Genomic DNA, 21,631 nt, shown 5'->3' with positions numbered 1-21,631 from the left:
GAGTCGTCATCATAGCCGCAACGAACAGGCCGGACATCTTGGACCCGGCCCTGCTGAGACCCGGAAGGTTCGACAGGCTCATACTCGTTCCAGCACCAGACGAGAAGGCCAGACTGGAGATACTCAGGGTACACACAAGGAACGTGCCACTGGCCGAGGATGTTAAGCTTGAAGAGCTCGCCAAGGGGACCGAGGGTTACACCGGAGCGGACATCGAAGCCCTCGTCAGAGAGGCTGCGATGCTCGCCATGCGCAGGGCCCTGCAGGATGGCATCATAAAGCCCGGTATGAAGGCCGACGAGATAAGGGGGAAAGTCAAGGTAACGATGAATGACTTTGAAAAAGCCCTCGAAAAGATCGGTCCAAGCGTGGGCGAGGGGACCATGGAATACTACAGGAGGATACAAGAGCAGTTCAAGCAGTCCCGCGGTTGACCACGTGGCCCAGCGAACGAGCATTCGTGCAGTTCCCTAAACCGACATATGAAGATGAAGACCGGAGGGTAACGGGGTGTCCCCCGCCATTTCAACTTTTCTTTTAAAAATCTCACCCATAGGATAGTACGCAAAAATCGTCCGCGTAGCATTTAAAAGCACTGATGGAAAACCATTAGGACGGTATAACCCAGAGAGGTGACAGGAGGATGGCATATCTCGTTCTCCTGAGGCACGGAGAGAGCCTCTGGAATAAACTGAACCTTTTCACAGGATGGGTTGATGTCCCCCTGAGCGAAAGGGGAATCGAAGAAGCTTTAAAAGCAGGGGAGCTACTGAGGGATTACAGATTTGGGGTGGTATTTACCTCAGAATTAGTAAGGGCAATTCAGACGGCAATGCTTGTGATGAGCAAAAGTTCATCTGGAGTTGCAAAGATAGAACATGAAAACGGCAAGATGAAAGAGTGGGGCAGGGTTCACGGAAGACAAGGAGCCCGGTATGTTCCGGTGTATACCTCGTGGCAACTCAACGAGAGGTACTACGGAAAGCTGCAGGGATGGAACAAGGAACATGCCCAGGAGGTATTCGGAGCCGAACAGGTTCATCTGTGGAGAAGAAGCTATAACATCTCTCCCCCAGAAGGCGAGAGCTTAAAGGACACAGCGGCCAGAACGGTTCCGTACCTCAAGGAGAGGATACTTCCCGAGCTGGAAAAAGGTAGAAACGTTCTCGTATCCGCCCACGGCAACAGCCTCCGCTCCATCGTTATGTACATAGAAAAACTAACAGAAGAGGAGGTTCTGAAGCTGAATATTCCAACAGGAATCCCTCTTGTATATGAACACGTGGATGGAAAGCTGGTCAGGCACGGGTACCTGACAGGGGAGGGTTTTGATAAAGGCCTCCATCTGGATTAAGCTATCATCTCAACCTCAAAGTCCACTGCCCTGAGCTTTCTGGCGGTGTCCCAAGCCATCCTCTTTGCCCGCTCAAGGCTGTTTGTAACCACTATCTGTTCCCTCGGGATGGAGTCTTTCATGTAGTAGACTATCCTCGCCAGCATGCCGTTCACCTCATGTATCACTATGAGTGAAAGACATTGAAACCACTTTAAAAGCTTTGCTGTACATACAAAGACTTCAAAGCACAGAAACTTGCATGAAAAGGGGGCACCGTCAAGCACGGGGAGTTCAAAGAACAGAGAAGTACATAAACGGCCCGCAACAGAGAGCATTTGAGAGCACTCATTCAAGTTTTTCGAGCTCAAACACCATGGCATTTTTGGATTTTAGTTCTTCAAACGCTTTTTTCCTGGCAGTTTCTATGCTCTCCGCGTCGAAGACTATTCTCTCCCCGTGGTGAGTTCCGCCATGGAGGGTGAGTTCCCATTTCATCTTATCACCGGCAAAACTTCGTCACATCTCCAAGCTTTATAAGTCTAACGGGGGAGTTTTAATCATTGGCCTGATAATCCAACAAGATAATTTAAAGGCAGTTATCAAAATGGCAGAAAGGAGCACCGTCGAGGTGTGCGGCTTCCTCTTCGGAAGGTGGAAGGGCGGGAACTTCATCGTCGAAGAGGTTCGCTTCGTTCCCAACAGGCTGAACTCCCCAACCGCTTTTGATATGGAGCCGGTCGAGATGGTGACCGCCATCGACGAGGCCGAGGAGAGGGGACTTGAGGTTGTCGGCATCTTCCATTCTCATCTGAAGTGCCCGCCGGTTCCAAGCGGAAGGGATTTAAAGGGCATGAGACTCTGGCCGGTCGTCTGGTTGATAGTTGACGAGAAAGGAAACTACTGGGCGTATGTGCTGAAAGACGAAGAAATCAACGAGCTGGAGGTTGAGGTCGTCTGAGTTCAACCGTCCCTGATCACTATCTCTACCCTCTTTCCCTCGTGGTAGCCCTTCATGCTCGACAGCATGCCCCTTATCGTCTTCTCAACAAGCTCCTGCACCCAGTCCTTCATTGGAAGAACCTGCCCGTCTATCTTCACCGTAACTTTGGGCTTCGAGCTTAAAACCACACAGTCCTTGAGCGTTTTCTCGCCGCTCACTATCATCCTCGCCATCTCGGTGCATTTGAATCCACACATGCCACAGTCTATGTTGGGTAACATGAAGGCGCGCTTCTCAATGAGGTTAGCGAGCCTCTCGGGCTCCCTCGTTGCATCAATAACCGGCAATCCCTCTATCTCCCCGATGCCGGTTGAGGTTATGACCCCGCTCACCGCTATAGCTAAGCCGTCGTTGAGCTCCCGGACTTCGTCTTCGTCCCTCGCACATACAACCATGGGAACGTGTTTAATGGATTTAAACCCTTCAAGCAGGAGGAAGTCGGCGTTTACCATGGAGAAGAGGGCGTTTATGTCCTTGGCTTTGAATAGAAACGCATCAGTATCGCCCGCCCTAACCAGGACCGCATCGGCGACCTTTGAGAAGCGCCACGTATCACTCCCTTCCCGGTCGAAATCGGCGTGCATGCTCTTGGCTACCGCAACACGGTAACCCCTATCCCTCAGCACTTTGGCAACGGCCTCAACCGTCGTTGTTTTCCCGCTCTTCTTAAAGCCAACGAAGGCCACAGCGCGCATGATTACACCTCAGAGGAGCATTATCCAGTTCAGATCGTCGATTTTAACCAGAAGTCCCCTCGCCTTGTTGCCGGCAATGTCCTTGACGTCGGTCAGGAAGATGACCTCCTCATCGAAGTCGTTGAGTATCCCGGTGAACGAATGCTCGTTGCTCACGGACAGGGCAACCCTCTTTCCCTTCCATGCCTCAAGGGTCTTGTCCAGAAGGTACTGTTTTTCAGCCATCGCCCCCACCTCAGAAAGCAAAAACCTATAAGGCTTTTTAGCCTTTCCCCCTAGGTGATAAGATGAGGTTCGTGGTGAAGAGTGAATCACTCAGGAAAGCGCTTCTTCAGGACCTGAGGGCCGAGGGCATAAAGTTCGAGGTAAGCGAGAGGCTCGGATACGAGAGCTTCGTTGGTTACATGCTTGAGGGCACCGTGAGTGAGATACAGTCAAGGATAGAGACGTTCGACGCCGGGGATAAAGAGGCGATAATGGAGGGGTTCATATCCTTTAGGGAGAGCCTCAACCACCTTCTGGAGCACATTAAGGTCGGGGAGAAGTTCGAGAGTCTTCTTCGGGAGGGGCCGTGGGTGGCCGAGCTTCTCGACCAACTAGCGGGTAATGGGGCAATTGAGTACGATGAGGACACGATAAAGCTTAAGGAAGGAGTTGAGGTCGATAAACTTCGCTTCCAGTTCAAGTTTCCCTTCAACTTGGTCCACAATCCTGAGGGCGCGGAGAAGCTCGCGAGGCAGTTCGCCCTCACAGACCTAACGATGGAGTATGAGTTTGAGATACTGGAGCTGGACATGAAGAGGATAAACACCCTCGGCAAGATAGCGAGCAGATACTTCCCCGAGGATTACCTTTTGAGGGTGTATTTTGGCCTTGTAGGGCGCGCTGTCCTAGCAAGCGAGATTCTGAAGAGCCTGAACGACAAAGTCCCCACGGAGGATCTCCTCAGGGCGTTCGTCAGAGCCTCACCGATAGCCATCCCCACGGAGAAAGGAACGCTGGTGGTCAACTTCACAAGGGATGTGGTGGAGGAAACCCTGAAGCTCCTCAAAAAGCTAGGCTACGTGGACATAAAGGCGGGAAAGGTCAAAAAGCTCAAGGATTTGGTGTGAGGTACCCTATCCTCGCCTTTCCATTCTTCTCAAGCCAGTCCAGCAGTTCCCTCGCGAACGCGAACTTCTTCCTCTTGCTCTCCCATATCGGAGCGTGCTCCCTCAAGCCGGGCTTGCTCCACCTCCCCACGGTCTCGCCGAAGTCAAACCCAACCAGAATTATCTCCCTCGCGCCCAGCCCTTCGGCCAGAAAAGCGGCCCTGTCACCGTCGGTAAAGCCTCCGAAGTTATAAACTATGTCCAGCGGTTCAGTCTGGGTTGTTCCCAGAACCCTCGAGAAGAACGGCACGTAGGTGGTCAGTTTATCCACGTTGTCGCCATGGGCGTGAACGGCCATGAACGCTCCCCGGTCATTGGCGAGCTTTAAATCCGAAACCCTACCGTCGAGGTCAGTGGCTATTACCTCCGGAAGAAGGCCGGCATCAAGGAGTGCAGAGGTTGCCCCATCGGCCGCTATCAGCGTCCCATTGGAGAAGTCGTGCTCCTCCAGTGCCCTCTCCAGACTCGGACCGCAACCGAAAACGTAGGCCCTCTTCTCCACGACCGCGGCCAGTTCGTCCCTCAGGATGTACTCGTCCCCCTCGAGGAGGAGCGCCCTGAGGATTCGAGCGGCCCTTCTGTCCTCCTCAACGGAGTAGCCCATCTCACGGACGATCCTCATATAGAACGGCTTCCACTCCTCCCACTCCATCCCAACACCACCAAACGGTGGATGGATACCTTTTAAACCCTTCTCAGCTTCTCGTCTATTTTCAGCATCTCTCTCCACTGCCTTCCCGGCCAGTAAATCTGACCGCAGTTTTGGCAGATGTAGAACTCGTCGTATTTTTGATAGACGCCCCCTGGAACCTTACCTCTAACCTCATCCTTAGAAACCGGCTGGATGAGACCGTTGCATTTCGGACAGCGGGCATTGGAAGGAAGCAGCTCCCTGAACTCAATGCCGTGCTTCTTAAGCTCCCCAACCTGACCTTCAAAGGAGTTTGAGTCCAGCAGGATCACCTTTACGCCAAGCCTCCTCGCCCTCCCGGCAAGGTCGGAATCCCTGGTGAGGAGAACCCGGTTCTCAGCTAAGGCAACTTGAAGTATCTCGTCGTCATCCTCAATCCCATAGAGGGTGTCGTAGCCGTACAGCCGGAGCCACCTCGTGAGCCGGCCGAGCATCATGTCCGCTATGAACCCCATGTTCCTGAGTTGGTGACAATACTTATAAGGGGACTATTTCACAGTCATGAAATAGGTGGTGGGTTTGATAGTCTACTTCATCGGCACCGGTGGAAGCGAGGGGATTCCGGCGCACCTATGCACCTGTCCGACATGCAGCGAGGCAAGGAAGTTCGGTTTTGCCCAGAGGTTGCCTTCAACGCTGGCCATCATAACCAAAAGGGGAAAAGCGGTTCTCTTCGACGTTGGAACTGACATAAGGGACTTCCTGAACGTTCCGCTGGAGGCGATTTTCCTCACTCACTGGCACCACGACCACATCTACGGCCTCTACAAGCTCAGATGGATGGCGATGGAAACGCCGCTCTACGCTCCAGAGGGACACGCAGACGCGTTAATCCTCAACGAACCTAAGAATCTCCAGCCGAGAACGATAAGGCCCTTCGAGAGGGTTGAACTCGACACCCTTAGAATCACCGCCCTAAAGCTCAACCATCAGGTTGAGACCCTCGGATACCTCATAGAGGAGGACGGCAAGAGGGTGGCCCTTATCTACGACACCAAGGGCCTCCCAGAGGAGACGTGGGAGTTCCTCATGGGGAAGGCGCCACTCAGGCTGGCGATAGTTGACGCAACCTATCCCCCAGGGACCGACGACCCCTACCACAACAACGTTGACGAGGCGGCTGAGATAGGCCTTTCCCTCGCGGAGAGAACCGTCCTCAGTCACATCTCCCACAAAAACCTGCCCTTCCTTAAGCTGACCGAGTACGTAAGAAAGAGGTGGGAGAATAAGGTTCTCGTGGCTTACGACGGCATGGTGTTCTACGTCTAAACGTTTTTATCCGTTTCCGCCCAAGAGAAACCGGTGATGCCATGCGCGTTCTCGAGCTGGCGAAGAGGAGGAAGACCGTCAGACAGTTTCTCCCAGAGAGGCCCCCGAAGGAAGATTTGATGAAGGCCATCAAAGCCGCTAAGGAAGCACCGAGCGGTATGAACGCCCAGCCATGGAAGTTCGTGGTTGTGGACGACGACTGGCTCAAGGGGAAGATAAGGGAGCTCTGCGAGAGCGAGGAAGAAAAGTTCTACTCCAGAACCAAAGGCGACCTGATGGCCTGGCTGAACGCAAAGGGATTCAAGCCAGAGAAGCCCTTCCTGAGCGAGGCTCCCTACCTGATCCTCGTCTTTGGACACACCAAGGCCCCCTACTGGCTCCAGTCAACGTGGATAGCCGTCGGCTACCTTCTCCTTGCGCTTGAAGAGCTCGGCCTCGGAACGGTGACCTACACGCCACCGAACCCTAAGCCAATCGAAGAGCTCCTGAAGGCCCCTCCGGAATACAAGCTCCAGACAATACTTCCAGTCGGCTATCCAGCAGACCCAAAGCCGAAGTACGAGAGGAAGAAGCTGGAGGACGTTGTGTCCTTCAACGGCTTCTGAGGAGCATTTCCAGTTCTTTCAGAACCTCCATCTGCTCCTCCGTCTCGACCGCACCCGACCTCAGGGAGCGAACCTTTCTCAAGGCTTCCCTCAATGGGACGTCTTCCGAGTACATCACCCAGGCAACGGCAACGGTTCCGCTCCTCCCGAGGCCGCCCATGCAGTGGATCAGAACCCTTTTGCCCTCCGCAACCCTCGCCTCGATCCAGCGGAGGATTTCGAGGAGCTGGTTCAAGCTCGGAGCCGAGAAGTCCGGAATCGGACTGTGGAAAACCTCAACGTTCCGTTTTCTCCACTCTTCGAGCGGATATGGGGGCGCGTACTCCTCAACGAGCACAACCACCGCATCAAACACCTTCGAAACTTCGTCCAGTTCACTTCTCATGGGCATCCGCGAGAAAGCGACGTTATCATCAAGCGGAAAGACTTTCATGGAACCACCTTTAATCTGCTGGAAGTATGAACTTTTAAATATTCTCTTGAAGTTTGTATTTTTATTTAGGAAACTTTTAAATCGAAGAAAGAACTAAAATGTATTGGAATGTATAGCCGAAAGGTTTATAAAGAAACAGACATATGTAACATATAAATTGCATATGGAGGTGGAAGGTATGAAGAGATTGTTGGGTCTGATCCTCATAGGGGCGCTGTTTCTCGGCGTCCTTGGAGCGGGATGTATAAACACCGGGACAACAACAAGCACACAGACGACTTCAAGCACAGGAAACCAAGACGAGATACCTGTGAACGTCAACGAGAATGGCAACGTAGGAACGAGTGAACTTAAGGCATACATAGACTCAATTCCGGCGGGTCAGTTAACAGAGGAGGAAAAGGAGGGCCTGGTCTACATGGTCGAGGAGGAGAAGTTAGCACACGACGTCTACACAAAGCTCTACGAAAAATGGGGTCTTCAGATATTCAGCAACATAGCCAAGAGTGAGACCACCCACGTTGAGTCTGTGAGAATGCTTCTATCGAAGTACAACCTGACCGATCCAACGGCCAGTGAGGGAATCGGAGAGTTCCAGAACGAAGAGCTCCAGAAGCTCTACAACCAGCTCATGGAGATGGGAATGAAGAGCGAAGTCGATGCCCTTAAAGTTGGTGCCCTCATCGAGGAGACGGATATAGAGGATTTACAGAAGTGGATTTCAATGACGGACAAGGTGGATATCATAACGGTCTATGAGAACCTCATGATGGGTTCAAGGAACCACCTGAGAGCATTCGTAAGCCAGCTTGAGAAGAAGGGAATTACCTATGAACCGCAGATTCTCCCCAAGGATGAATATGAGCAGATTATCAACAGCCCGATGGAGACCGGCGGGGGTAAAGGGGGCAAGCCCTGAGCTCTTTTTATCTTTTTGTTAAGTTTAGAAATCCTGAAAGGAAAATAGCAGGACTCCTTGAATAACTTTGGTGGTGGAGGTATGGAACGCAGAATAATGGTGGCTTTTGCGATATGTGTTATAATAATGGCGTTGCCCTTTGCAGTCAGGATTGCGGAGGAAAACATTAGCCCTGAAGGCTCATCATCCCTCCAAGCTCAGAACGAAACCGCAGTTTCAAATGGTGTCTACTACATCGGCTCAGCTATTTCACACGAAGGTTCTGATCTCCTCTGTGTCGTTCCGGCCAAAGCGTATGTGCCAAATGCAGGGATGGAAGTTACGCTCAACGTTACTGTCAAATTCAAACATGCCCAGCCGTGTCCGTACTCAGACTGGAAGATAATAGCAGAGAATCCCACCAACGTTGAGATTGTTGATGAAAGCGAAACCAAACTCCTCGACCAGTATACAGCTTTTAAGCAGTACACCGTTAAAGTTCTTGGAAACGGAACGCTCGATGTTGTGTTCAAATACGGAAGCGGATGTCCTTACGGTAGCGAGGAGAGGGTAACGGTTAGCTTCTATGTGGGAGCACCATCCGAGGAAAATCTTGCCAACACCTCAACACAGATTCCTGAGCTGAACACCAGTGAGAAAGTAATATCGGGAAACATCGAGGAGGTAAACACCGCAGGGCGCTATATTCTGGTAAACTCAACCAAAGTGTTCATCAGGGGGAGATGGACGGATGAAGAAGGCGGAGAATACACATGGAAAGAGATGTTTGCCGTTCTCAAAGTCGGAGAAAAAGTCGAAGTAAAGGCCACATACGAGAATGGAGAATGGAAAGCCTACGAAATATCAGTCAATGGCAAAACTTTTGTCAAGGGGTGAAAGAATGGGCACAACGCTGAGAATGTGGGTATCGATAGTGCTCTTTGTCCTCTGGCTGATAACAGGCATAAGCGGTGTCTTCCTTCTAATAGGGCCCCTCGCCGCAAAACTGGGAGTCTCGTTGCCCGTGTCTCTGATGGACACACTGCACATATATTTGGGCTTTGCGTTCTTCGGACTCTCTGTGGTGCATCTTGCCCTCAACTGGCCTGCAATGAAGAGCTACTTCCGCAGATTAACTCACTGAGAATCTCTTTATCTTTTTATTATCCCCAGACGAGCAGCTCATTATCTGTCACATATGTTAAGAGCTCTCCCTCCTCATCGAAGACCCATGCGCCGCCGAGCGGATAGCTGTTCACGACGAAAGTCTTAGCCCCAAGGAGCTTAACCCTCTCTCCCATTGCCTCAACGTCCTCCTCGTTCAGCTCGCCGTAGTCCGGTGAGTACTCCATCGGCACGAAGATGAAGTCCGGTTTTTTCCGCTTCACCCACTTCAGTATGCGCTTGTTGTACAGGTCGCCGCAGATGATTATCGCGAGCTTTCCGAACTCCGTCTTTGCTGCTCTCACGGTGTTGCCGGTGCAGAACTTCATGGGCTCCTGGAACTTGCGGTGCTTCAGCAGAACCTCGCCGTTCCGGCCTATGAGAAGGGCCGAGTTGTAGACACAGTTTTTGTAGGGTTCGAGAAGACCGAAGATTACATAGACCGAGTTTTCCCTTGCAAGCGCGCTCACCCTGCCCACAATTTCATCGTAAAGCTCCGCCCCGCTGAAGTCCCACTCCTCAAAACCCGTCAGGCAGTACTCCGGGAAGACGACGAAGTCAGGGTCGTGCTCCAGGGTCTCCTCAAAGCGCTTCTCAAACTCCCGCCAGTTGGCCTCAAAGTTGCCCACCTCAACCTTCATCGGGATTAGTGCCACCTTCATTTTTCAGCCTCCGTGTTTTTTTGAGAACGAGCAGGAACGCATCGCACTCCCTGCCATGGCTCGTTGCCCGTCCGAGGATGAGCTCCTCACTCACGAGGAGCCCATAAAGCCCGGTGAGCCCCTTTATCTTTTCTCTCAACCCATTAAGGTCGAAGTCGCCTATGAGAACTCTGCCACCGGGCGATAGAACTTCAGCGGCCCGTTTTATGAACGGGTTTGGCTCAAGGTCGTGGAGGACGTAGGAGAAGACCACAGTGTCGAAGTCCCGCCCAACGTCGTCGCTGAGGAAGTCCGCCCGGATAAACTTAAGGTCTCCGTTCTCAAGTTCCCGAAGGAGGGGAAAGAAGTCTGCCCTCTTTTCGACTCCGATGACGGTTCCCTTCTCGAAGAGCGCGAGGGCGAGCAGCCCGGAACCGGAACCAATGTCAAGAATTTCCCCCTCTGCTCTCCGCACGATTTCCTCCATGGTTTTGAGCCTCAGCCTGACCTCATCCCTGTGGGCAGGAAACAAGGCCAGTGTCGAACCGGTGAGCCACATAAGCTCCTCCTCAGTCCCTCCAGATTTTCTAAAGGCGTTAAGTGCCCTGGAATAAAAGGTCTTTAGAGCCTTCATCACCCCACCTCCTTAGCCACGTCTCTATGGAGATGCCTTTTGATTAACTCAAGTGCGAGAATAATCCCCCCGATCGCGAGCCCCTGCCAGAGGGGTTCTCCCTTCTCCTTCAGGATTAGTGACATGACAACGATGAAGAGAACGGCATCAACTACACTCTCAGCGGTCTTTCCGAAACCGAGCTTCTCAACCAAGTAGAGCACAGTGAGGTAAACAGCCACGAGCAGAAAGTAAAGCGGTCCGATGTAATAAGCCGGGAGGAAGAAGATGGCTATCAAGAAGACTGCTCCAAAAACTGCGAGGGCATCTCTGAGGGAATTCTCCATCCCCTACACCTCGTCTGAATTTTAACTCACAGGTAACTTTAAAAACTTTTTCCGGTTGTAATTCTGGAGGTGCCCAGATGAGAACCTACTCCCTCGGCACCGAGACCGTTCCGATAGCTTTGGCCGGCGATTTGCTCGTTGGAACCGTCCACGACGGGAGGAACTACAGGATAATGCTGGCGAGGATTAACGGAGAGGAAATCGTCGAAACCCGCTTTCTGGCCGGCAAAAACGACTGGGAGGGGCAGGGCGTAGCGGAATTAGATGACGGCTACATAATCGGAGGGGCCGTCGAAGGGAGGGCTACCCCCGACGGAGGAGATGGTTGGAGGGCCTATCTGGCGGAGCTCGACGAGAGCCTGAATGTCCTCTGGGAGCTGAAGCTTAACGTTAGAAACAACGGGGCGGTCTATTCGATCCTCCCCGCGGGAGATGGATTCTTCATCGCAGGTGAAACCGGAAGGCCCGGAGACAAGGGGTTCCTTATCGGGAAGGTTTCCCCCGAGGGAGAGCTCCTCTGGCTGAGGGAGTTTGGAAGCTGGGAGGATGCCGTCTTCACCGCTCTGCTTCAGTCTGAGGATTCCCTTCTCCTCATCGGAAGCGTTAAAGAGAACGGCTGGAAGGTCAAAGCCTTCGAGCTCACCAAAGACGGCGAGCCGCTCGGCGAGGAAACCCTCACAGAAGGAATAGCCTTCACCGCCTACCGCTGGCAGGAAAAGCTCGTCCTGGCCGGCTACCGCGGGGAAAACTTCTGGGTCAGGGTTGGAGAGCGGGAAATCAAGCCCGGTGAGGGAGCCGCGACTTCCCTGCTGCCCGCAAAAGATAGGCTCCTCGTTGGGGGCGAGCTCAACGGAAACGCCGCTGTGGTCGAGGTTTCCGGGGAAGGGGAGCCAAAGGTAAAGGAGCTCTGGAACGACGGATGGGTGGAGGTCTTAAGTGAAAGCCTCGCGCTCGGTGTTAGGGGCGGAGAGATGGTTATCACCCAACTCACGGGGAGGTGGTGAATATGGGGCCGATAATCCTGAAAGGCAAAAGATTCCTGCAGAGCAGAGCTTTGAAAGCCTCGTTAAGTCTGTCGGGGGTTCGGAGTTCAACGCGGAGATGATCGTCGCGGGCATCCCTGGGGAGCTAACGGTTGCCTTCGGTGGAAAAATTCGCGGGAATAGGCTCGAAATCGAAGAAACCAACCGGATCGACATTGCCGTAGCCCCCTTCAAGATTATCGAGGAAAATCCATCAAGTTATTTGTCCTCAGTGAAGAGGAAGTTGAAAGAACGGTTGAGCTCCTCAAAAAGGCCTACGACTTTTACTCCTCTCTCTTAGGGCGAAGGGCCGTTAAATACACGATCATCGAGACGCCCGAAAACTACGGCGGGCAGGCCGGCGAAGGTTACATGCTCGTCTCAGGAAGCTCTCTGCGGACAGAGGTTCCTGCCAACATCTACCACGAGCTGGCCCGCCTATGGAACCTGAGGGCGACGACGGAGGCACATTTGAGCAGGTTCTTTGATGAAGCCTTCGCGAACTACCTGACGGCCCTCGCGATTAGAGGGATTCACGGGAAAGATGCATTCAGGCGCTTTATGGAGAACCTGCGAAAAAAGCTATAAAGCTTTCATCGAGCGGTTTCCTGAGGCAAAAAGGTTTAAGCCTCCGGAATGGGGAAAGCTCGGCCTCTGGAAGCTTTCTTACACGAAGGGTGCGCTTATCCTACATGAGCTCCACAAACTAATGGGTGATTCATTCTACGACCTGTTGAGGGCGGTTGTTGAAACTGAAAACGCAGACTTCAGAACGTTCAGAGAGCTTGCGGAGAGGTTGGGTGGAAAGGACCTGAGAGCGTTCTTCAGAGGTACTTTGAATACCCCTACCTCAACATCCTCACAATATTGGGGGCAAATTCCTCTACCAGCTCGTCGGCTACCTCTCTGGGGAGTCCCTCCTCAAGAAGAGTCTTCCTGAACAGTGCCTTCGCCCGACTCGTTATCCTGATTAACCCGGCAAGCTTAAAGAGAAGGTAGGGAAGCCTAAAAAAGAACTTAAGGAAAGATATCACTCCGCTCCACCGTTCCTCGATCCTTTGCTTCCATGAACGTTGGTCTCCGGTACCCACCTACCCTCTTCCTTTCCGTGGTTCAGCACGCCACCAAGCATCTCCATGAGCTTCTTTCCAGGGTTTATCGCGTCCATGTACTCCTTCGTCAGCTCAAGGGCGGCATCCTTGTCCATCCCGGCCTCGGCCAGGTTCTTGTAGAACTCGGCCACACTCCTGCCCATAGCCTGGACCCTCTCCGGGCTGTACAGCTCGTTAAGGAGCTCTTTAAGGGGTTCGAGAAGGTCCTCCATCATGTCACCGACCTTGTCCATGATGGCTGGTATTTTCTCAAGGTCTTTGTCGCCCTCGTAGGCCTCGATGAGGTCTTCCACGATCTCGACCTTCTTTTTGAGGAGCTCAACCTCCTCCTCGGTCTTTGCGTTCCTTATCCCTTCCGTTACCTCATCCAAAAGTTCCTCCAGCTTCTTAACTCCAGCTTTTTCGTCCACCATATCAACCACCTCAGTAATCGTTAGTGCGGTCAAGCCTAATCGGCATTCCGATCATTTCGAGCCACTTTTTGACCACCCGCTTTGAGAGGGCGTAGGCCTTCCCCCTCTCGCCGGGAACCTCAACGACAATGCCAAGCTCAACCAGCTCTCTCAGCTTTGCCCTAACGGTGTTCCGTGAGGCCTTTCCGCGCCTCCCCTTCAGCTCCCGCGCTATCTGGCTCACGTTGGCCCTCTTCAGGTCGAAGAGAATCCGGACGATTTCGCGCGCTATAGGGTCATGCTTTATCTCAGGGACGGCAACTTCTATGCCAAGTCCGCCGTACTGGGCGTATATGTTGATGAGCCTAAGATATGCCTGCGCCATCTGGGAGACCACTGCGAAGCCCTCCCTTAGTTCCTCAAGTGCCCTCCTGAGCTCCCGAACTTCCCTGGTGAGGTCATCGTCAGGCATGTTTAAGGATGGGGTGGTCAATCCTTTAGTCTTTCCGGTCAGGGGTGAGCAGGAGGCGTTACCTCAGAACATGGCAATCGAAAACTTTAAGTCATGAACACCACTAATTGGATGGAACTATTGGAGATGACAACAATGAGGAGGTTCATGATTCTAATCCTGGTGCTGATAGTTTTATGCGGGGTCATTGGGGGGTGGGCTTACTCAAGGGACGGACAGTCCAAAAATGCAAAAGGCTCAGGGCACGGACTCGAAACGGCCTGCGTTCATCCAGGTTATGGCGAGTTCAACTCCCATATTCTAAGTTTGGCGGAGGAGAACGTGAGCCTGCACGTTGGAGAGAGTACTGAAATCAGTGGCACCGTTGAGGGGAAGGCTTTTTTCGTTGGGAACGAAACCTGCCATTACTCGGGAAACGTGACTCTGAGGGCCTACCTCGGTCCAGGGTATCCAAAAGACTCATGGGGCTACATGAGCGGTAAGTTGAAGAGTGTTGAGGGGTTGAAGGTCGAAATAACTCCCTCAAAAGCAGTCCTCAATCCCGGAAAAAGTGTGTCCTTCATCCTCAAAGTGACGCCCGATAGAACCGGGACGTACTACCTCTACGTCGTTGCCCTCTCCGATGCCGGCTGGAGGAGCTGGGCGGTCGTTAAGGTTAACGTGAGCTGACCATTCCAACAATCCAAATGTAGCGGTTCGCCCTCTCAAACCGGCACTCCAATCCCAGTTTTGTGCAGATTTTCCGCAGCATGTCAACGGTCGTGAAGTACTCGTCCTCTATCTCCTCCTTTAGACCACCCCCTCCCTATTCTCGCCTTTTCGTCCTCGGACTCAAACATGACGTCGGTGATGACAATTCTTCCGCCCGGTTTTAGAACCCGAAGCATCTCCTTTATCGCGTCCTCCTTCTCCTCATCCGGCACGTGGTGAAAGGCGTAAGTGGTTATTACGGTGTCAGCTACTCCATCCTGCAGGGGAAGTGCCAGGAAGTGGCTGTCGAGCGGCTCGAAGCCGTGTTTCTCCCCGAACCTTTCACGCATCCCGGCGGAGGGCTCAACGCCTACGTAGCTCTCGGAGTTAAGAAAGCGCAGGATGTTTCCGGTTCCGCAACCTACATCAAGGACGAGTCCTTTAGCCCGCTCGGCCACGAGTTTCAAGACCTTCCAGTAATCCTTGTGTATCCAGTCCTCCGCTGTTACGTCCTCGTCGTAGCTTTCGGCCCAGCTGTCAAAGTCCCACGTTCCCATTTTAAATCCCGTATGAATTTTGATTCATAATTCTTTTAAACCCTCCCCTTAACTCCACACCATGAAGCGAACCCTCTACCGCCTGCACATGCTCACATCATCCTTTAGAATCATCGGGGATGCAATCGAGGGTGTCGCCCTACCCTGGAGCCTGCTGGAGGGGACGGGCTCGCTGGTGAGCATCGGCGGTTTTGCGCTCTTCACGCACCTGCCGTGGGTTGTCCTTCCCCCCATCCTCGGGAGAACTCTCGACAGAACGGCCAAAAAGGTGAGGCTGGCCTTTCTCGCGCTCATACTTCAGGCATTTCTGGCGGTTCTCATAGTGCCGCTCTCCTCGAACGTCTGGGCGTTCTACCTCATAGTCTCGGGCATCTCCGCTCTGGACATCCTCCACCGCTACTACGGGTTTTCGCTGGTAGCCTCGATGACCCTCGACGAGAGTGAGCTTCAGGGACTGAACGCGGCGCTTGCGACCATGGGTAACGGGGTCTCGCTGGCGGGGTTCCCGCTGGCGGGGTTCTTGGCGTATCGCTTCGGAATTAGGGCAATGTTCTTCGACGCGGTTCTCCTTCTAATCGGCGCGCTCACGCTGGTTCCGTATCTCAACGTCGAGGTGAGGCGCGAGGGGACTACTGAAATGGGGGAGGAGGAGCGGTTGCAAATCAGCCATCGCCTCGTGGTTGGAATCCTCGCCTCGGTCCTACTCTTCAACTTCGCCCTCGGCTCCTTCAGGATATTCGTCTTTTCAGCCCTGAGGGAACTTGAGGAGGGCAAGGTTCTGTACGGCCTTCTCCAGTCTCTCACAACGGCCGGAAGCCTCGTGGCGATGGCAGGGCTGACCTACTTAGCCAGGAGAAGGCGAGCCGGTTTAAAACGACCACTGGTCGCGGGAATGCTACTCCAGAGCACCGCGCTCCTCATCGTTGGTGTCCCCTCGGTGGTAGCGCTGTTTCCTGCAGTATCCATCCTCGGCTTCGGTGGGGAGCTCCTCAACGTCTCCTTCGACAGTTTAATGCAGAAGCTCATCCCTCTGGAGAGCCTCGGAACTGCGAGGGGAGTTTTTGACGCCCTCGCGACGCTGGTGATTCCGTTGTCTCAGGTGGCTTTTGCGTGGCTGATAGGAGAGGGCATTGCAACGTTGAACCTCTCCATGGGGGCTTTCCTTATTGGGGTCTCTGCCACCCTCTTCTTAGCCTTCACCACGAGAACCCTTCCATCAGATTGAGGAGATTGTCGGTCATGTCTTTGGTGACGTTGCCCGTTGTCCACGGCCGGTATATCCCTGAAATCTCGTCGTCAATCCTCAGGAGGACGTCCAGATTCCTGGCCACGAGTTCCCTCGGATTCTCACTGTTCCTGGCGTGGTTAAAGTAATCCGCGAGGTTTGCAGATGCAACGTGAAGCTTCCAGTACTTCTCCTCCCCGGTGATATCGTAGAGCGAAAAGGACGCTTCACTCAATACCCAGGCGCAGTGGGCGTACCGGCTCACCCTTTCCCTCACAGCTTCATCGCTCGCGTTGTTTTCGAGCATCGTTTCGAGTGCATCTATGTCCGTCAGGCAGAACAGGGCAGTGTTGGAGACCGCGATTAAGCCCCTCTCAGCATCATCAACCTCCGCCCTCTTCTCGTGGTATGCGTAGCCGAGGGAGGCGGAAATGATGAGTAACGCAACGGCGAGTGCGAGGAGGCGATTCATTAACACCACCAAACGTAATAACGAAAGGTGCTTAAAAGCCTTTTTCTAATCAGGTAACAGGTGATAGTATGGGATCCCTGATAAGGGAAGCCAGACCAGAGGATAGACCCTTCATCGAGGAGATTGCAAGGCTGACGTGGGGAGGAGATGACTACCTGGCGAGGGTCTTTGAAGAGTGGCTTAGCGATGGTGGTTTTTACGTGCTCGAAATGGACGGGAAGGTTATCGGCACGGCGAAGATGACGCTTCTCCCCGGGAAGGTCGGCTGGCTCGAAGGCCTCAGAGTTCACCCGGACTACAGGGGTAGGGGCTACGGGAGGAAGCTCCACGACTTCATGCTAGAACTGGGCGAGAGGCTCGCCCGCGAAGGAAGGATTGAGGCCCTCGAGTTCGCAACCTACGTTCTCCTTCGAGAGAGCGTTACAATGGGACAAAAAACTGGCTTTCAAATTAAAGCGAAGTTCTTTGTCTTCAGGGCAAAAACCGAGAACTTCGAGCCGGAGGAACCGCAGCGTATTGAACCGAAGCTCGAAGACTTGACCTTAGGCTTAATCCCCATCGGCTGGCGCTTCGTGAGGCGGAGCGTCGAGGCCTTAGGGTGGATTAAGAAGAACGCCGAGCTCTACAACATCAACGGCTTTCACTTCCTCGCTCCGAAGGAAGGAGCAACCTTCACTCCGCTGGACGTCGGCTTGGCAACACTGAAGGCAATCCTTCCAGCGATGGCGTGTGTTGCGAAGGAGATGGGCAAAAAGACCTTTGACGTCATGCTCCCAAGCGGGGTTAAACCCCTCCTGCCGGGCATTAAGAGACTCGGCCTCTTCCTCTGGGACGAGACGGATGGGCCGAACGTGCTGGTGTTCAGGAGACCTTTTCCCAAGGGGCCCAGCTCCTGAGTTTTTCACTTCCCATCTATGCCCAATTTAACTCTAAATTTAACGGTTTTTGCGGGTTTATGGATGATAAGTGCGATATTTCACCAGGTCATATATATGAAAGCACATTCATAAAGCATCCTAACATTGAGACGTTAATGCCACTTCTATTGTAACGACTATGACATAATAGTTGATATTTGTAAAGATTCGTACTATATGACACAATGTAACAATACAGTGGTTAATATAGATGAATGAACCACAAGCATTAATAACACATTGTCTCGAAGATTATTCGGAAAAAGGTTGAAGTTCAACCGAGTTGAATGAGGTGATGAAGATGTTCGATCCGGCCAGCGATGGCTTTATGCTGATTGCAGCTGCTCTGGTTTTTATTATGACCCCAGGTCTGGCTTTGTTCTACGGGGGCATGGTCAACAAGAAGAACGCGGTAACAATGATGATGCAGAACTTCTTCTCGGCGGGGTGGACAACTGTAATCTGGGTGATAATAGGATTTAGCCTAGCGTTCGGTAAGGACGTTGCAGGAGTCATAGGGAACCTCCAGTATTTCCTCCTCGATCACATAATGCCAAACACCCTCTACCCCGGGAACGGCCAGATCAGCATGTTTACTTTCATGATATACCAGCTTATGTTCGCTATAATAACTCCCGTCCTAATGACGGGAGCTTTCGCCGATAGAATGCGCTTTAAGGGGTTCGTGGTCTTCCTAACACTCTGGCTCGTCTTCGTGTACTTCCCCTTCGCGCACTGGCTCTGGGGTGGTGGTTTCCTCCAGAGCTGGGGAGTTGAGGACTTTGCCGGTGGTCTCGTCGTCCACACCAGCGCCGGTTTCGGTGCCCTTGCAGCGATATACTACCTCGGGAAGAGAAAGCATATAAAAGCGGGTAACCATAACCTTCCGCTTATAGTTATAGGCACCGCCCTTCTGTGGTTTGGCTGGTTTGGGTTCAACGCCGGTTCCGCCCTCAGGGTTGATGTTGATACCAACATAGCATTCGTCAACACGATGGAGGCGGCCGCATTCGCTGCCATCACCTGGATGTTCTGGGACTACTGGAAGAACGGCAGGTGGAGCGCCATCGGTTTCATGGCTGGTTCAATAGCAGGTCTTGCCACGATAACGCCGGCAGCCGGCTACGTCACCCCCCGGGCGGCTATGGCAATAGGAATACTAGCTGCCATAATCTGCCACCTTGCCGTTGACTACAAGAACAAGAAGGGATGGGACGACGCCCTTGACGTCTGGGGCGTTCACGGCATCGGTGGATTCAGCGGCATAATACTCCTTGGAATCTTCGGTAGCTCCGCCATACTCGGTAGCAACGGGCTTATTCACGGAGGGACAACCTTCTTCCTCAAGCAGGTCGCCGCTGCAGTTGGCTGTGCCATCTACGCCTTTGTAGTGACGTACATTCTGATGTGGGTCACCGATAAGATAACCCCAATACGCGTCCCGGAGGAGGCTGAGAAGAGCGGTCTTGACGCTTATGAGTGGGCGGAGCAGGCCTACGCCTTTTGAACTTTTCTTCCTATTTATCCCATGCAGACTTTGAGAACTGCTATTATCCCCCTGATGTCTTAAAAAAGAGAGTCTTGGGGTTACTGAAACCTACGACAAGAGAAGGCGCTTCTACGAGCGAAGGGACTTAGTGAGAATCGCCTTAATAGACTCGTACCCGGAGTGGGGCAAGCTGTGGTAATTTACATTAAATGCCCGGAAAACGTTTTAAGCCCCCGACTATAATCTGAACGGGGTTTCAGATGCGCTGGAGTGAGATTCCCCGCGATGTCAAGGCCTACATGCTCTATCACACGCTCATAGCACCCGGCCTAATCGTCTGGATACTCTTCCCGCTCTACCTCATGGAGACGGGTTACTCAATCCTCGAAGTTGGGGCGTTCTTTACTGCTGTCAACATCATGGCGATTCCGCTAACTTATCTCTTCGGCAGGCTCTTCAACCGGTGGGACATCAAGAAGGGCCTCATAGCGATAGACCTCCTCAACGGCATCGCCTACGTTTTGTATGGCCTTGCCAAGGGCGCCGTCGCCCCGCTAATGCTCTTCGCAGGAAGGACCATCGAGAAGCTCTCGACGGTGCTTTATCCTCTCTACAGAGCCTACGAGCAGATAATCTATCCTGAAGACAGGTACGAGGAGATATTCGCCTGGCATCTCCGTTTGCCGGAGATAGCGAGACTGATAACCTTCCCGGTTCTCGGCTACATCCTCGGCTACGTCTATCCCGGCCCCGAGAGCTACCGCTGGGCCTTCATCTTCTTCGGTATGTTCTCGGTGATAACGGTGGCATACATCTGGCGCTTCCTGCCCTCGGTAGGCCGGGAGGAGCGCATTACTCAGGAGGGCTTCACGTTTAGGGCCGGAGAGTTCAAGCTCCTGCTGGCGTTCGAGGCTTTGCTGACCCTCGCCTGGGAGCTTGCGCCCGAGATAGTACTGATAAACTACGTCGTCTTCGTGCTCCACAAGACGGTGTTCGAGGTTACCCTGATAGCCTGTGCGAGCAGTGTGGCCTCGATAATCGGGACCTACGCCAGCGAGAGGGTCCCCAAGGAGAAGGGCTTCCAGGCCATCGGCGTGGGCATGTTCATAAACGCCTTCTACGCTCTCGTGATGGCATTGGCACCACCCTTCTGGCTGGCGCTGGCGGTATATGCCCTCGGCGACTTCGGAAACACCCTCTGGTTCCCCTTCTACCGCTCCTGGATGTTCAAACTGATTCCGAAGGAGCGCGCCAGCGAGTTCCACGCGGCGATATCGAGCTACAACAGGCTTATCGGCCTCTTCACGCCCTTCGTTGCCGGAGCACTGGCGAGCCTTCACGCGACACTGCCGTATGCAGTCAGCTTAGGATTGTTTTTGATTGCCGGGGTGATGTTCTGGTGGCTTGAGAGGAAAGGTATTTATCCAAGAACCGCGAGTTAAGGATGTGATAGAAATGAGCAAGGAGTTGCCTGGGAGAAGTTCAACTGTTGGGGATTATGGGGATTCCCAGGAGGGCATCACGGATCAATCCGATGAAGCATCGCGTAGACCTCCTCAAGGCTCGGCTCCCTTCTCTTGACTTCCTCAACCCTCAGGCCGACCCCCACGAGGAGGGCGTTTATCTCAGATGGCTCGGCGTTCCTCAGGGCTATATAATCACCTACAATCCCAGGGGAGTAACCTTTCTCCCTGAGCACTTCAATGGCCCTTTCAACCTCCACCACCTTCACGAGGACTGTTTCCTCGGTCGGCGCGCTCCTCCGAAATCCCTCCAAGCCCCCGGAGAATAGAACTTGACCTTCACGGATTACTGTTACTGTGTCGCACACCTCATCAACGTCGCTCAGTATGTGTGTTGAGAAGATGACGGAGGCGTTTTTCTCCTTCGCATATTTTCTCAAAAACCTCTTGAATTCGAGCCTCCACTCGGGGTCGAGGCCCCTCGTGGGCTCGTCGAGGATGAGCACATCAGGCTCTCCGAGAAATGCCCTCGCCATCGCTACCCTTCTCTGCGTCCCGCTTGAGAGGGCTGAAACCCTCTTTTTGGCGTACTCCTCAAGTTCAAAGAACTCCAGCAGTTCTCTAAGCTCCTTCTCATCGTAAACCCCCTTCAGCGAAGCATAGCGTTTCAGGTTGTCCCACACCGAGAGGTTCGGGTAGAGGAGGTCGTACTCTGGGAGGTAGCCGATTCTCGCCCTCACCTCCGGGTTTTTGAGGGGATTAACGCCGAGAACCTCAACCCTGCCGGAGTCCGGGACGAGAAGGCCGAGGATAAGGCGGAATGTGGTTGTTTTGCCCGCCCCATTGTGGCCAAGGTACGCGTGAATTTCGCCGGGCTTTATGGTCAGACTTATCCCTCTGAGGACTTCCTTTTCACCGATGGTTTTCCCCACGTTCTCAAGGATTATCATAGGATCACCTCAGATGAGCACCATTTT

The 21,631-nt window shown here is 53.2% G+C and carries 33 protein-coding genes; 17 read left to right on the top strand and 16 right to left on the bottom strand.

Annotation, left to right across the window (positions count from 1 at the left end):
* Window positions 1-434: AAA family ATPase (locus tag MVK60_RS02320; RefSeq protein WP_297436061.1), on the top strand; the 434-nt coding region annotated here is incomplete at its 5' end.
* Between the two features lie 209 nt (window positions 435-643).
* On the top strand, window positions 644-1,354 hold the full coding sequence (locus tag MVK60_RS02315) for a 2,3-bisphosphoglycerate-dependent phosphoglycerate mutase (protein WP_297436058.1): 711 nt from the start codon (window positions 644-646) through the stop codon (window positions 1,352-1,354).
* On the opposite strand, the gene MVK60_RS02310 is transcribed toward MVK60_RS02315, so the two are convergent.
* Window positions 1,351-1,521 carry a hypothetical protein gene (locus MVK60_RS02310; RefSeq protein WP_297436056.1) on the bottom strand — a complete coding sequence of 57 codons (171 nt, stop codon included), beginning with the start codon at window positions 1,519-1,521 and terminating at the stop codon, window positions 1,351-1,353. The genes MVK60_RS02315 and MVK60_RS02310 overlap by 4 nt on opposite strands.
* A 160-nt stretch (window positions 1,522-1,681) precedes the next feature.
* Complete coding sequence (locus MVK60_RS02305) at window positions 1,682-1,831, bottom strand: hypothetical protein (RefSeq protein ID WP_297436054.1); 150 nt, start codon at window positions 1,829-1,831, stop codon at window positions 1,682-1,684.
* 25 nt (window positions 1,832-1,856) lie between these two features.
* Here MVK60_RS02305 and MVK60_RS02300 point away from each other — a divergent pair, with 25 nt between their 5' ends.
* Window positions 1,857-2,294 (top strand): M67 family metallopeptidase, encoded by a 438-nt coding sequence (locus tag MVK60_RS02300; protein ID WP_367270814.1) that lies wholly within the window; start codon window positions 1,857-1,859, stop codon window positions 2,292-2,294.
* Between the two features lie 2 nt (window positions 2,295-2,296).
* On the opposite strand, the gene MVK60_RS02295 is transcribed toward MVK60_RS02300, so the two are convergent.
* On the bottom strand, window positions 2,297-3,031 hold the full coding sequence (locus tag MVK60_RS02295) for a molybdopterin-guanine dinucleotide biosynthesis protein MobB (RefSeq protein WP_297436052.1): 735 nt from the start codon (window positions 3,029-3,031) through the stop codon (window positions 2,297-2,299).
* Window positions 3,032-3,040: 9 nt separating this feature from the next.
* Window positions 3,041-3,256, bottom strand: coding sequence for an LSm family protein (locus MVK60_RS02290; RefSeq protein ID WP_297436050.1), 216 nt, complete (start codon window positions 3,254-3,256; stop codon window positions 3,041-3,043).
* 62 nt (window positions 3,257-3,318) lie between these two features.
* Here MVK60_RS02290 and MVK60_RS02285 point away from each other — a divergent pair, with 62 nt between their 5' ends.
* On the top strand, window positions 3,319-4,143 hold the full coding sequence (locus MVK60_RS02285; RefSeq protein ID WP_297436048.1) for a hypothetical protein: 825 nt from the start codon (window positions 3,319-3,321) through the stop codon (window positions 4,141-4,143).
* Here the strand turns inward: MVK60_RS02285 and MVK60_RS02280 are convergent.
* Window positions 4,127-4,834 carry a 6-hydroxymethylpterin diphosphokinase MptE-like protein gene (locus tag MVK60_RS02280; RefSeq protein ID WP_297436046.1) on the bottom strand — a complete coding sequence of 236 codons (708 nt, stop codon included), beginning with the start codon at window positions 4,832-4,834 and terminating at the stop codon, window positions 4,127-4,129. The two genes, MVK60_RS02285 and MVK60_RS02280, sit on opposite strands and share 17 nt — an antisense overlap.
* A gap of 32 nt (window positions 4,835-4,866) precedes the next feature.
* Entirely contained in the window at window positions 4,867-5,328 is a 462-nt protein-coding gene (locus MVK60_RS02275; RefSeq protein ID WP_297436044.1) for a Mut7-C RNAse domain-containing protein, read from the bottom strand.
* Between the two features lie 64 nt (window positions 5,329-5,392).
* On the opposite strand from MVK60_RS02275, the gene MVK60_RS02270 reads away from it, so the two are divergent.
* Window positions 5,393-6,142 (top strand): MBL fold metallo-hydrolase, encoded by a 750-nt coding sequence (locus tag MVK60_RS02270; protein WP_297436042.1) that lies wholly within the window; start codon window positions 5,393-5,395, stop codon window positions 6,140-6,142.
* Window positions 6,143-6,183: 41 nt separating this feature from the next.
* Window positions 6,184-6,747, top strand: coding sequence for a nitroreductase family protein (locus MVK60_RS02265; RefSeq protein ID WP_297436039.1), 564 nt, complete (start codon window positions 6,184-6,186; stop codon window positions 6,745-6,747).
* Here MVK60_RS02265 and MVK60_RS02260 read toward each other — a convergent pair.
* On the bottom strand, window positions 6,734-7,180 hold the full coding sequence (locus tag MVK60_RS02260) for a dual specificity protein phosphatase family protein (RefSeq protein WP_297436037.1): 447 nt from the start codon (window positions 7,178-7,180) through the stop codon (window positions 6,734-6,736). The genes MVK60_RS02265 and MVK60_RS02260 overlap by 14 nt on opposite strands.
* A 178-nt stretch (window positions 7,181-7,358) precedes the next feature.
* On the opposite strand from MVK60_RS02260, the gene MVK60_RS02255 reads away from it, so the two are divergent.
* The 3 genes from MVK60_RS02255 (at window position 7,359) to MVK60_RS02245 (ending at window position 9,222) form a co-directional block, all read left to right on the top strand.
* Window positions 7,359-8,099, top strand: coding sequence for a DUF2202 domain-containing protein (locus MVK60_RS02255; protein ID WP_297436035.1), 741 nt, complete (start codon window positions 7,359-7,361; stop codon window positions 8,097-8,099).
* A gap of 81 nt (window positions 8,100-8,180) precedes the next feature.
* Window positions 8,181-8,975, top strand: a complete 795-nt coding sequence (locus MVK60_RS02250; RefSeq protein WP_297436032.1) for a hypothetical protein — start codon at window positions 8,181-8,183, stop codon at window positions 8,973-8,975.
* A 4-nt stretch (window positions 8,976-8,979) separates the two neighbouring features.
* Window positions 8,980-9,222 carry a DUF4405 domain-containing protein gene (locus MVK60_RS02245; protein ID WP_297436030.1) on the top strand — a complete coding sequence of 81 codons (243 nt, stop codon included), beginning with the start codon at window positions 8,980-8,982 and terminating at the stop codon, window positions 9,220-9,222.
* 19 nt (window positions 9,223-9,241) lie between these two features.
* Here the strand turns inward: MVK60_RS02245 and MVK60_RS02240 are convergent, their stop codons facing one another.
* The 3 genes from MVK60_RS02240 to MVK60_RS02230 are packed head-to-tail and all read right to left on the bottom strand — an operon-like array spanning window position 9,242 to window position 10,843.
* The gene (locus MVK60_RS02240; protein ID WP_297436028.1) at window positions 9,242-9,904 is read right to left on the bottom strand and encodes a carbon-nitrogen hydrolase family protein; all 663 of its coding nucleotides are present in this window, start codon (window positions 9,902-9,904) and stop codon (window positions 9,242-9,244) included.
* A complete protein-coding gene (locus MVK60_RS02235) occupies window positions 9,873-10,517 on the bottom strand; it encodes a bifunctional 2-polyprenyl-6-hydroxyphenol methylase/3-demethylubiquinol 3-O-methyltransferase UbiG (RefSeq protein WP_297436027.1) in 645 nt (214 codons plus the stop codon). Before MVK60_RS02235 ends, MVK60_RS02240 begins: the two co-directional genes overlap by 32 nt.
* Window positions 10,517-10,843 carry a hypothetical protein gene (locus MVK60_RS02230; RefSeq protein ID WP_297436025.1) on the bottom strand — a complete coding sequence of 109 codons (327 nt, stop codon included), beginning with the start codon at window positions 10,841-10,843 and terminating at the stop codon, window positions 10,517-10,519. Before MVK60_RS02230 ends, MVK60_RS02235 begins: the two co-directional genes overlap by 1 nt.
* A gap of 77 nt (window positions 10,844-10,920) precedes the next feature.
* Here MVK60_RS02230 and MVK60_RS02225 point away from each other — a divergent pair, with 77 nt between their 5' ends.
* The 3 genes from MVK60_RS02225 to MVK60_RS02215 all read left to right on the top strand — a co-directional run bounded on the left by MVK60_RS02225 (window position 10,921) and on the right by MVK60_RS02215 (window position 12,453).
* Window positions 10,921-11,847, top strand: coding sequence for a hypothetical protein (locus MVK60_RS02225; protein WP_297436022.1), 927 nt, complete (start codon window positions 10,921-10,923; stop codon window positions 11,845-11,847).
* A 97-nt stretch (window positions 11,848-11,944) separates the two neighbouring features.
* A complete protein-coding gene (locus tag MVK60_RS02220; RefSeq protein WP_297436020.1) occupies window positions 11,945-12,166 on the top strand; it encodes a hypothetical protein in 222 nt (73 codons plus the stop codon).
* Between the two features lie 71 nt (window positions 12,167-12,237).
* Complete coding sequence (locus MVK60_RS02215; protein ID WP_297436018.1) at window positions 12,238-12,453, top strand: hypothetical protein; 216 nt, start codon at window positions 12,238-12,240, stop codon at window positions 12,451-12,453.
* A gap of 257 nt (window positions 12,454-12,710) precedes the next feature.
* Here MVK60_RS02215 and MVK60_RS02210 read toward each other — a convergent pair whose 3' ends face one another.
* The 3 genes from MVK60_RS02210 to MVK60_RS02200 are packed head-to-tail and all read right to left on the bottom strand — an operon-like array spanning window position 12,711 to window position 13,841.
* Window positions 12,711-12,899: a hypothetical protein gene (locus MVK60_RS02210; protein ID WP_297436016.1), complete on the bottom strand. Its 189-nt coding sequence runs from the start codon at window positions 12,897-12,899 to the stop codon at window positions 12,711-12,713.
* Window positions 12,896-13,390 carry a hypothetical protein gene (locus tag MVK60_RS02205; protein WP_297436014.1) on the bottom strand — a complete coding sequence of 165 codons (495 nt, stop codon included), beginning with the start codon at window positions 13,388-13,390 and terminating at the stop codon, window positions 12,896-12,898. Before MVK60_RS02205 ends, MVK60_RS02210 begins: the two co-directional genes overlap by 4 nt.
* 10 nt (window positions 13,391-13,400) lie before the next feature.
* Window positions 13,401-13,841 (bottom strand): ArsR family transcriptional regulator, encoded by a 441-nt coding sequence (locus MVK60_RS02200; RefSeq protein WP_297436012.1) that lies wholly within the window; start codon window positions 13,839-13,841, stop codon window positions 13,401-13,403.
* A 135-nt stretch (window positions 13,842-13,976) separates the two neighbouring features.
* Here MVK60_RS02200 and MVK60_RS02195 point away from each other — a divergent pair, with 135 nt between their 5' ends.
* A complete protein-coding gene (locus MVK60_RS02195) occupies window positions 13,977-14,510 on the top strand; it encodes a hypothetical protein (RefSeq protein ID WP_297436010.1) in 534 nt (177 codons plus the stop codon).
* Window positions 14,511-14,593: 83 nt separating this feature from the next.
* Here the strand turns inward: MVK60_RS02195 and MVK60_RS02190 are convergent, their stop codons facing one another.
* Window positions 14,594-15,088 carry a class I SAM-dependent methyltransferase gene (locus tag MVK60_RS02190; RefSeq protein ID WP_297436008.1) on the bottom strand — a complete coding sequence of 165 codons (495 nt, stop codon included), beginning with the start codon at window positions 15,086-15,088 and terminating at the stop codon, window positions 14,594-14,596.
* A gap of 61 nt (window positions 15,089-15,149) precedes the next feature.
* Between MVK60_RS02190 and MVK60_RS02185 the strand changes: the two genes are divergently transcribed.
* Window positions 15,150-16,313: an MFS transporter gene (locus tag MVK60_RS02185; protein ID WP_297436006.1), complete on the top strand. Its 1,164-nt coding sequence runs from the start codon at window positions 15,150-15,152 to the stop codon at window positions 16,311-16,313.
* On the opposite strand, the gene MVK60_RS02180 is transcribed toward MVK60_RS02185, so the two are convergent.
* Window positions 16,285-16,785 (bottom strand): hypothetical protein, encoded by a 501-nt coding sequence (locus MVK60_RS02180; RefSeq protein ID WP_297436063.1) that lies wholly within the window; start codon window positions 16,783-16,785, stop codon window positions 16,285-16,287. The genes MVK60_RS02185 and MVK60_RS02180 overlap by 29 nt on opposite strands.
* A gap of 68 nt (window positions 16,786-16,853) precedes the next feature.
* Between MVK60_RS02180 and MVK60_RS02175 the strand changes: the two genes are divergently transcribed.
* From MVK60_RS02175 to MVK60_RS02165, 3 genes are all read left to right on the top strand, one after another.
* A complete protein-coding gene (locus MVK60_RS02175; protein ID WP_297436004.1) occupies window positions 16,854-17,681 on the top strand; it encodes a GNAT family N-acetyltransferase in 828 nt (275 codons plus the stop codon).
* Window positions 17,682-17,997: 316 nt separating this feature from the next.
* Entirely contained in the window at window positions 17,998-19,209 is a 1,212-nt protein-coding gene (locus MVK60_RS02170; RefSeq protein ID WP_297436002.1) for an ammonium transporter, read from the top strand.
* Between the two features lie 242 nt (window positions 19,210-19,451).
* Window positions 19,452-20,633: an MFS transporter gene (locus MVK60_RS02165; RefSeq protein ID WP_297436000.1), complete on the top strand. Its 1,182-nt coding sequence runs from the start codon at window positions 19,452-19,454 to the stop codon at window positions 20,631-20,633.
* Window positions 20,634-20,710: 77 nt separating this feature from the next.
* Here MVK60_RS02165 and MVK60_RS02160 read toward each other — a convergent pair whose 3' ends face one another.
* Window positions 20,711-21,604, bottom strand: coding sequence for an ABC transporter ATP-binding protein (locus tag MVK60_RS02160; RefSeq protein ID WP_297435998.1), 894 nt, complete (start codon window positions 21,602-21,604; stop codon window positions 20,711-20,713).
* Window positions 21,605-21,631: the final 27 nt, after the last annotated feature.

The sequence above is a fragment of the Thermococcus sp. genome, assembly GCF_026988555.1.
Classification (GTDB): Archaea; Methanobacteriota_B; Thermococci; order Thermococcales; family Thermococcaceae; genus Thermococcus.
This window is presented reverse-complemented; position numbering and strand designations above follow the sequence as displayed.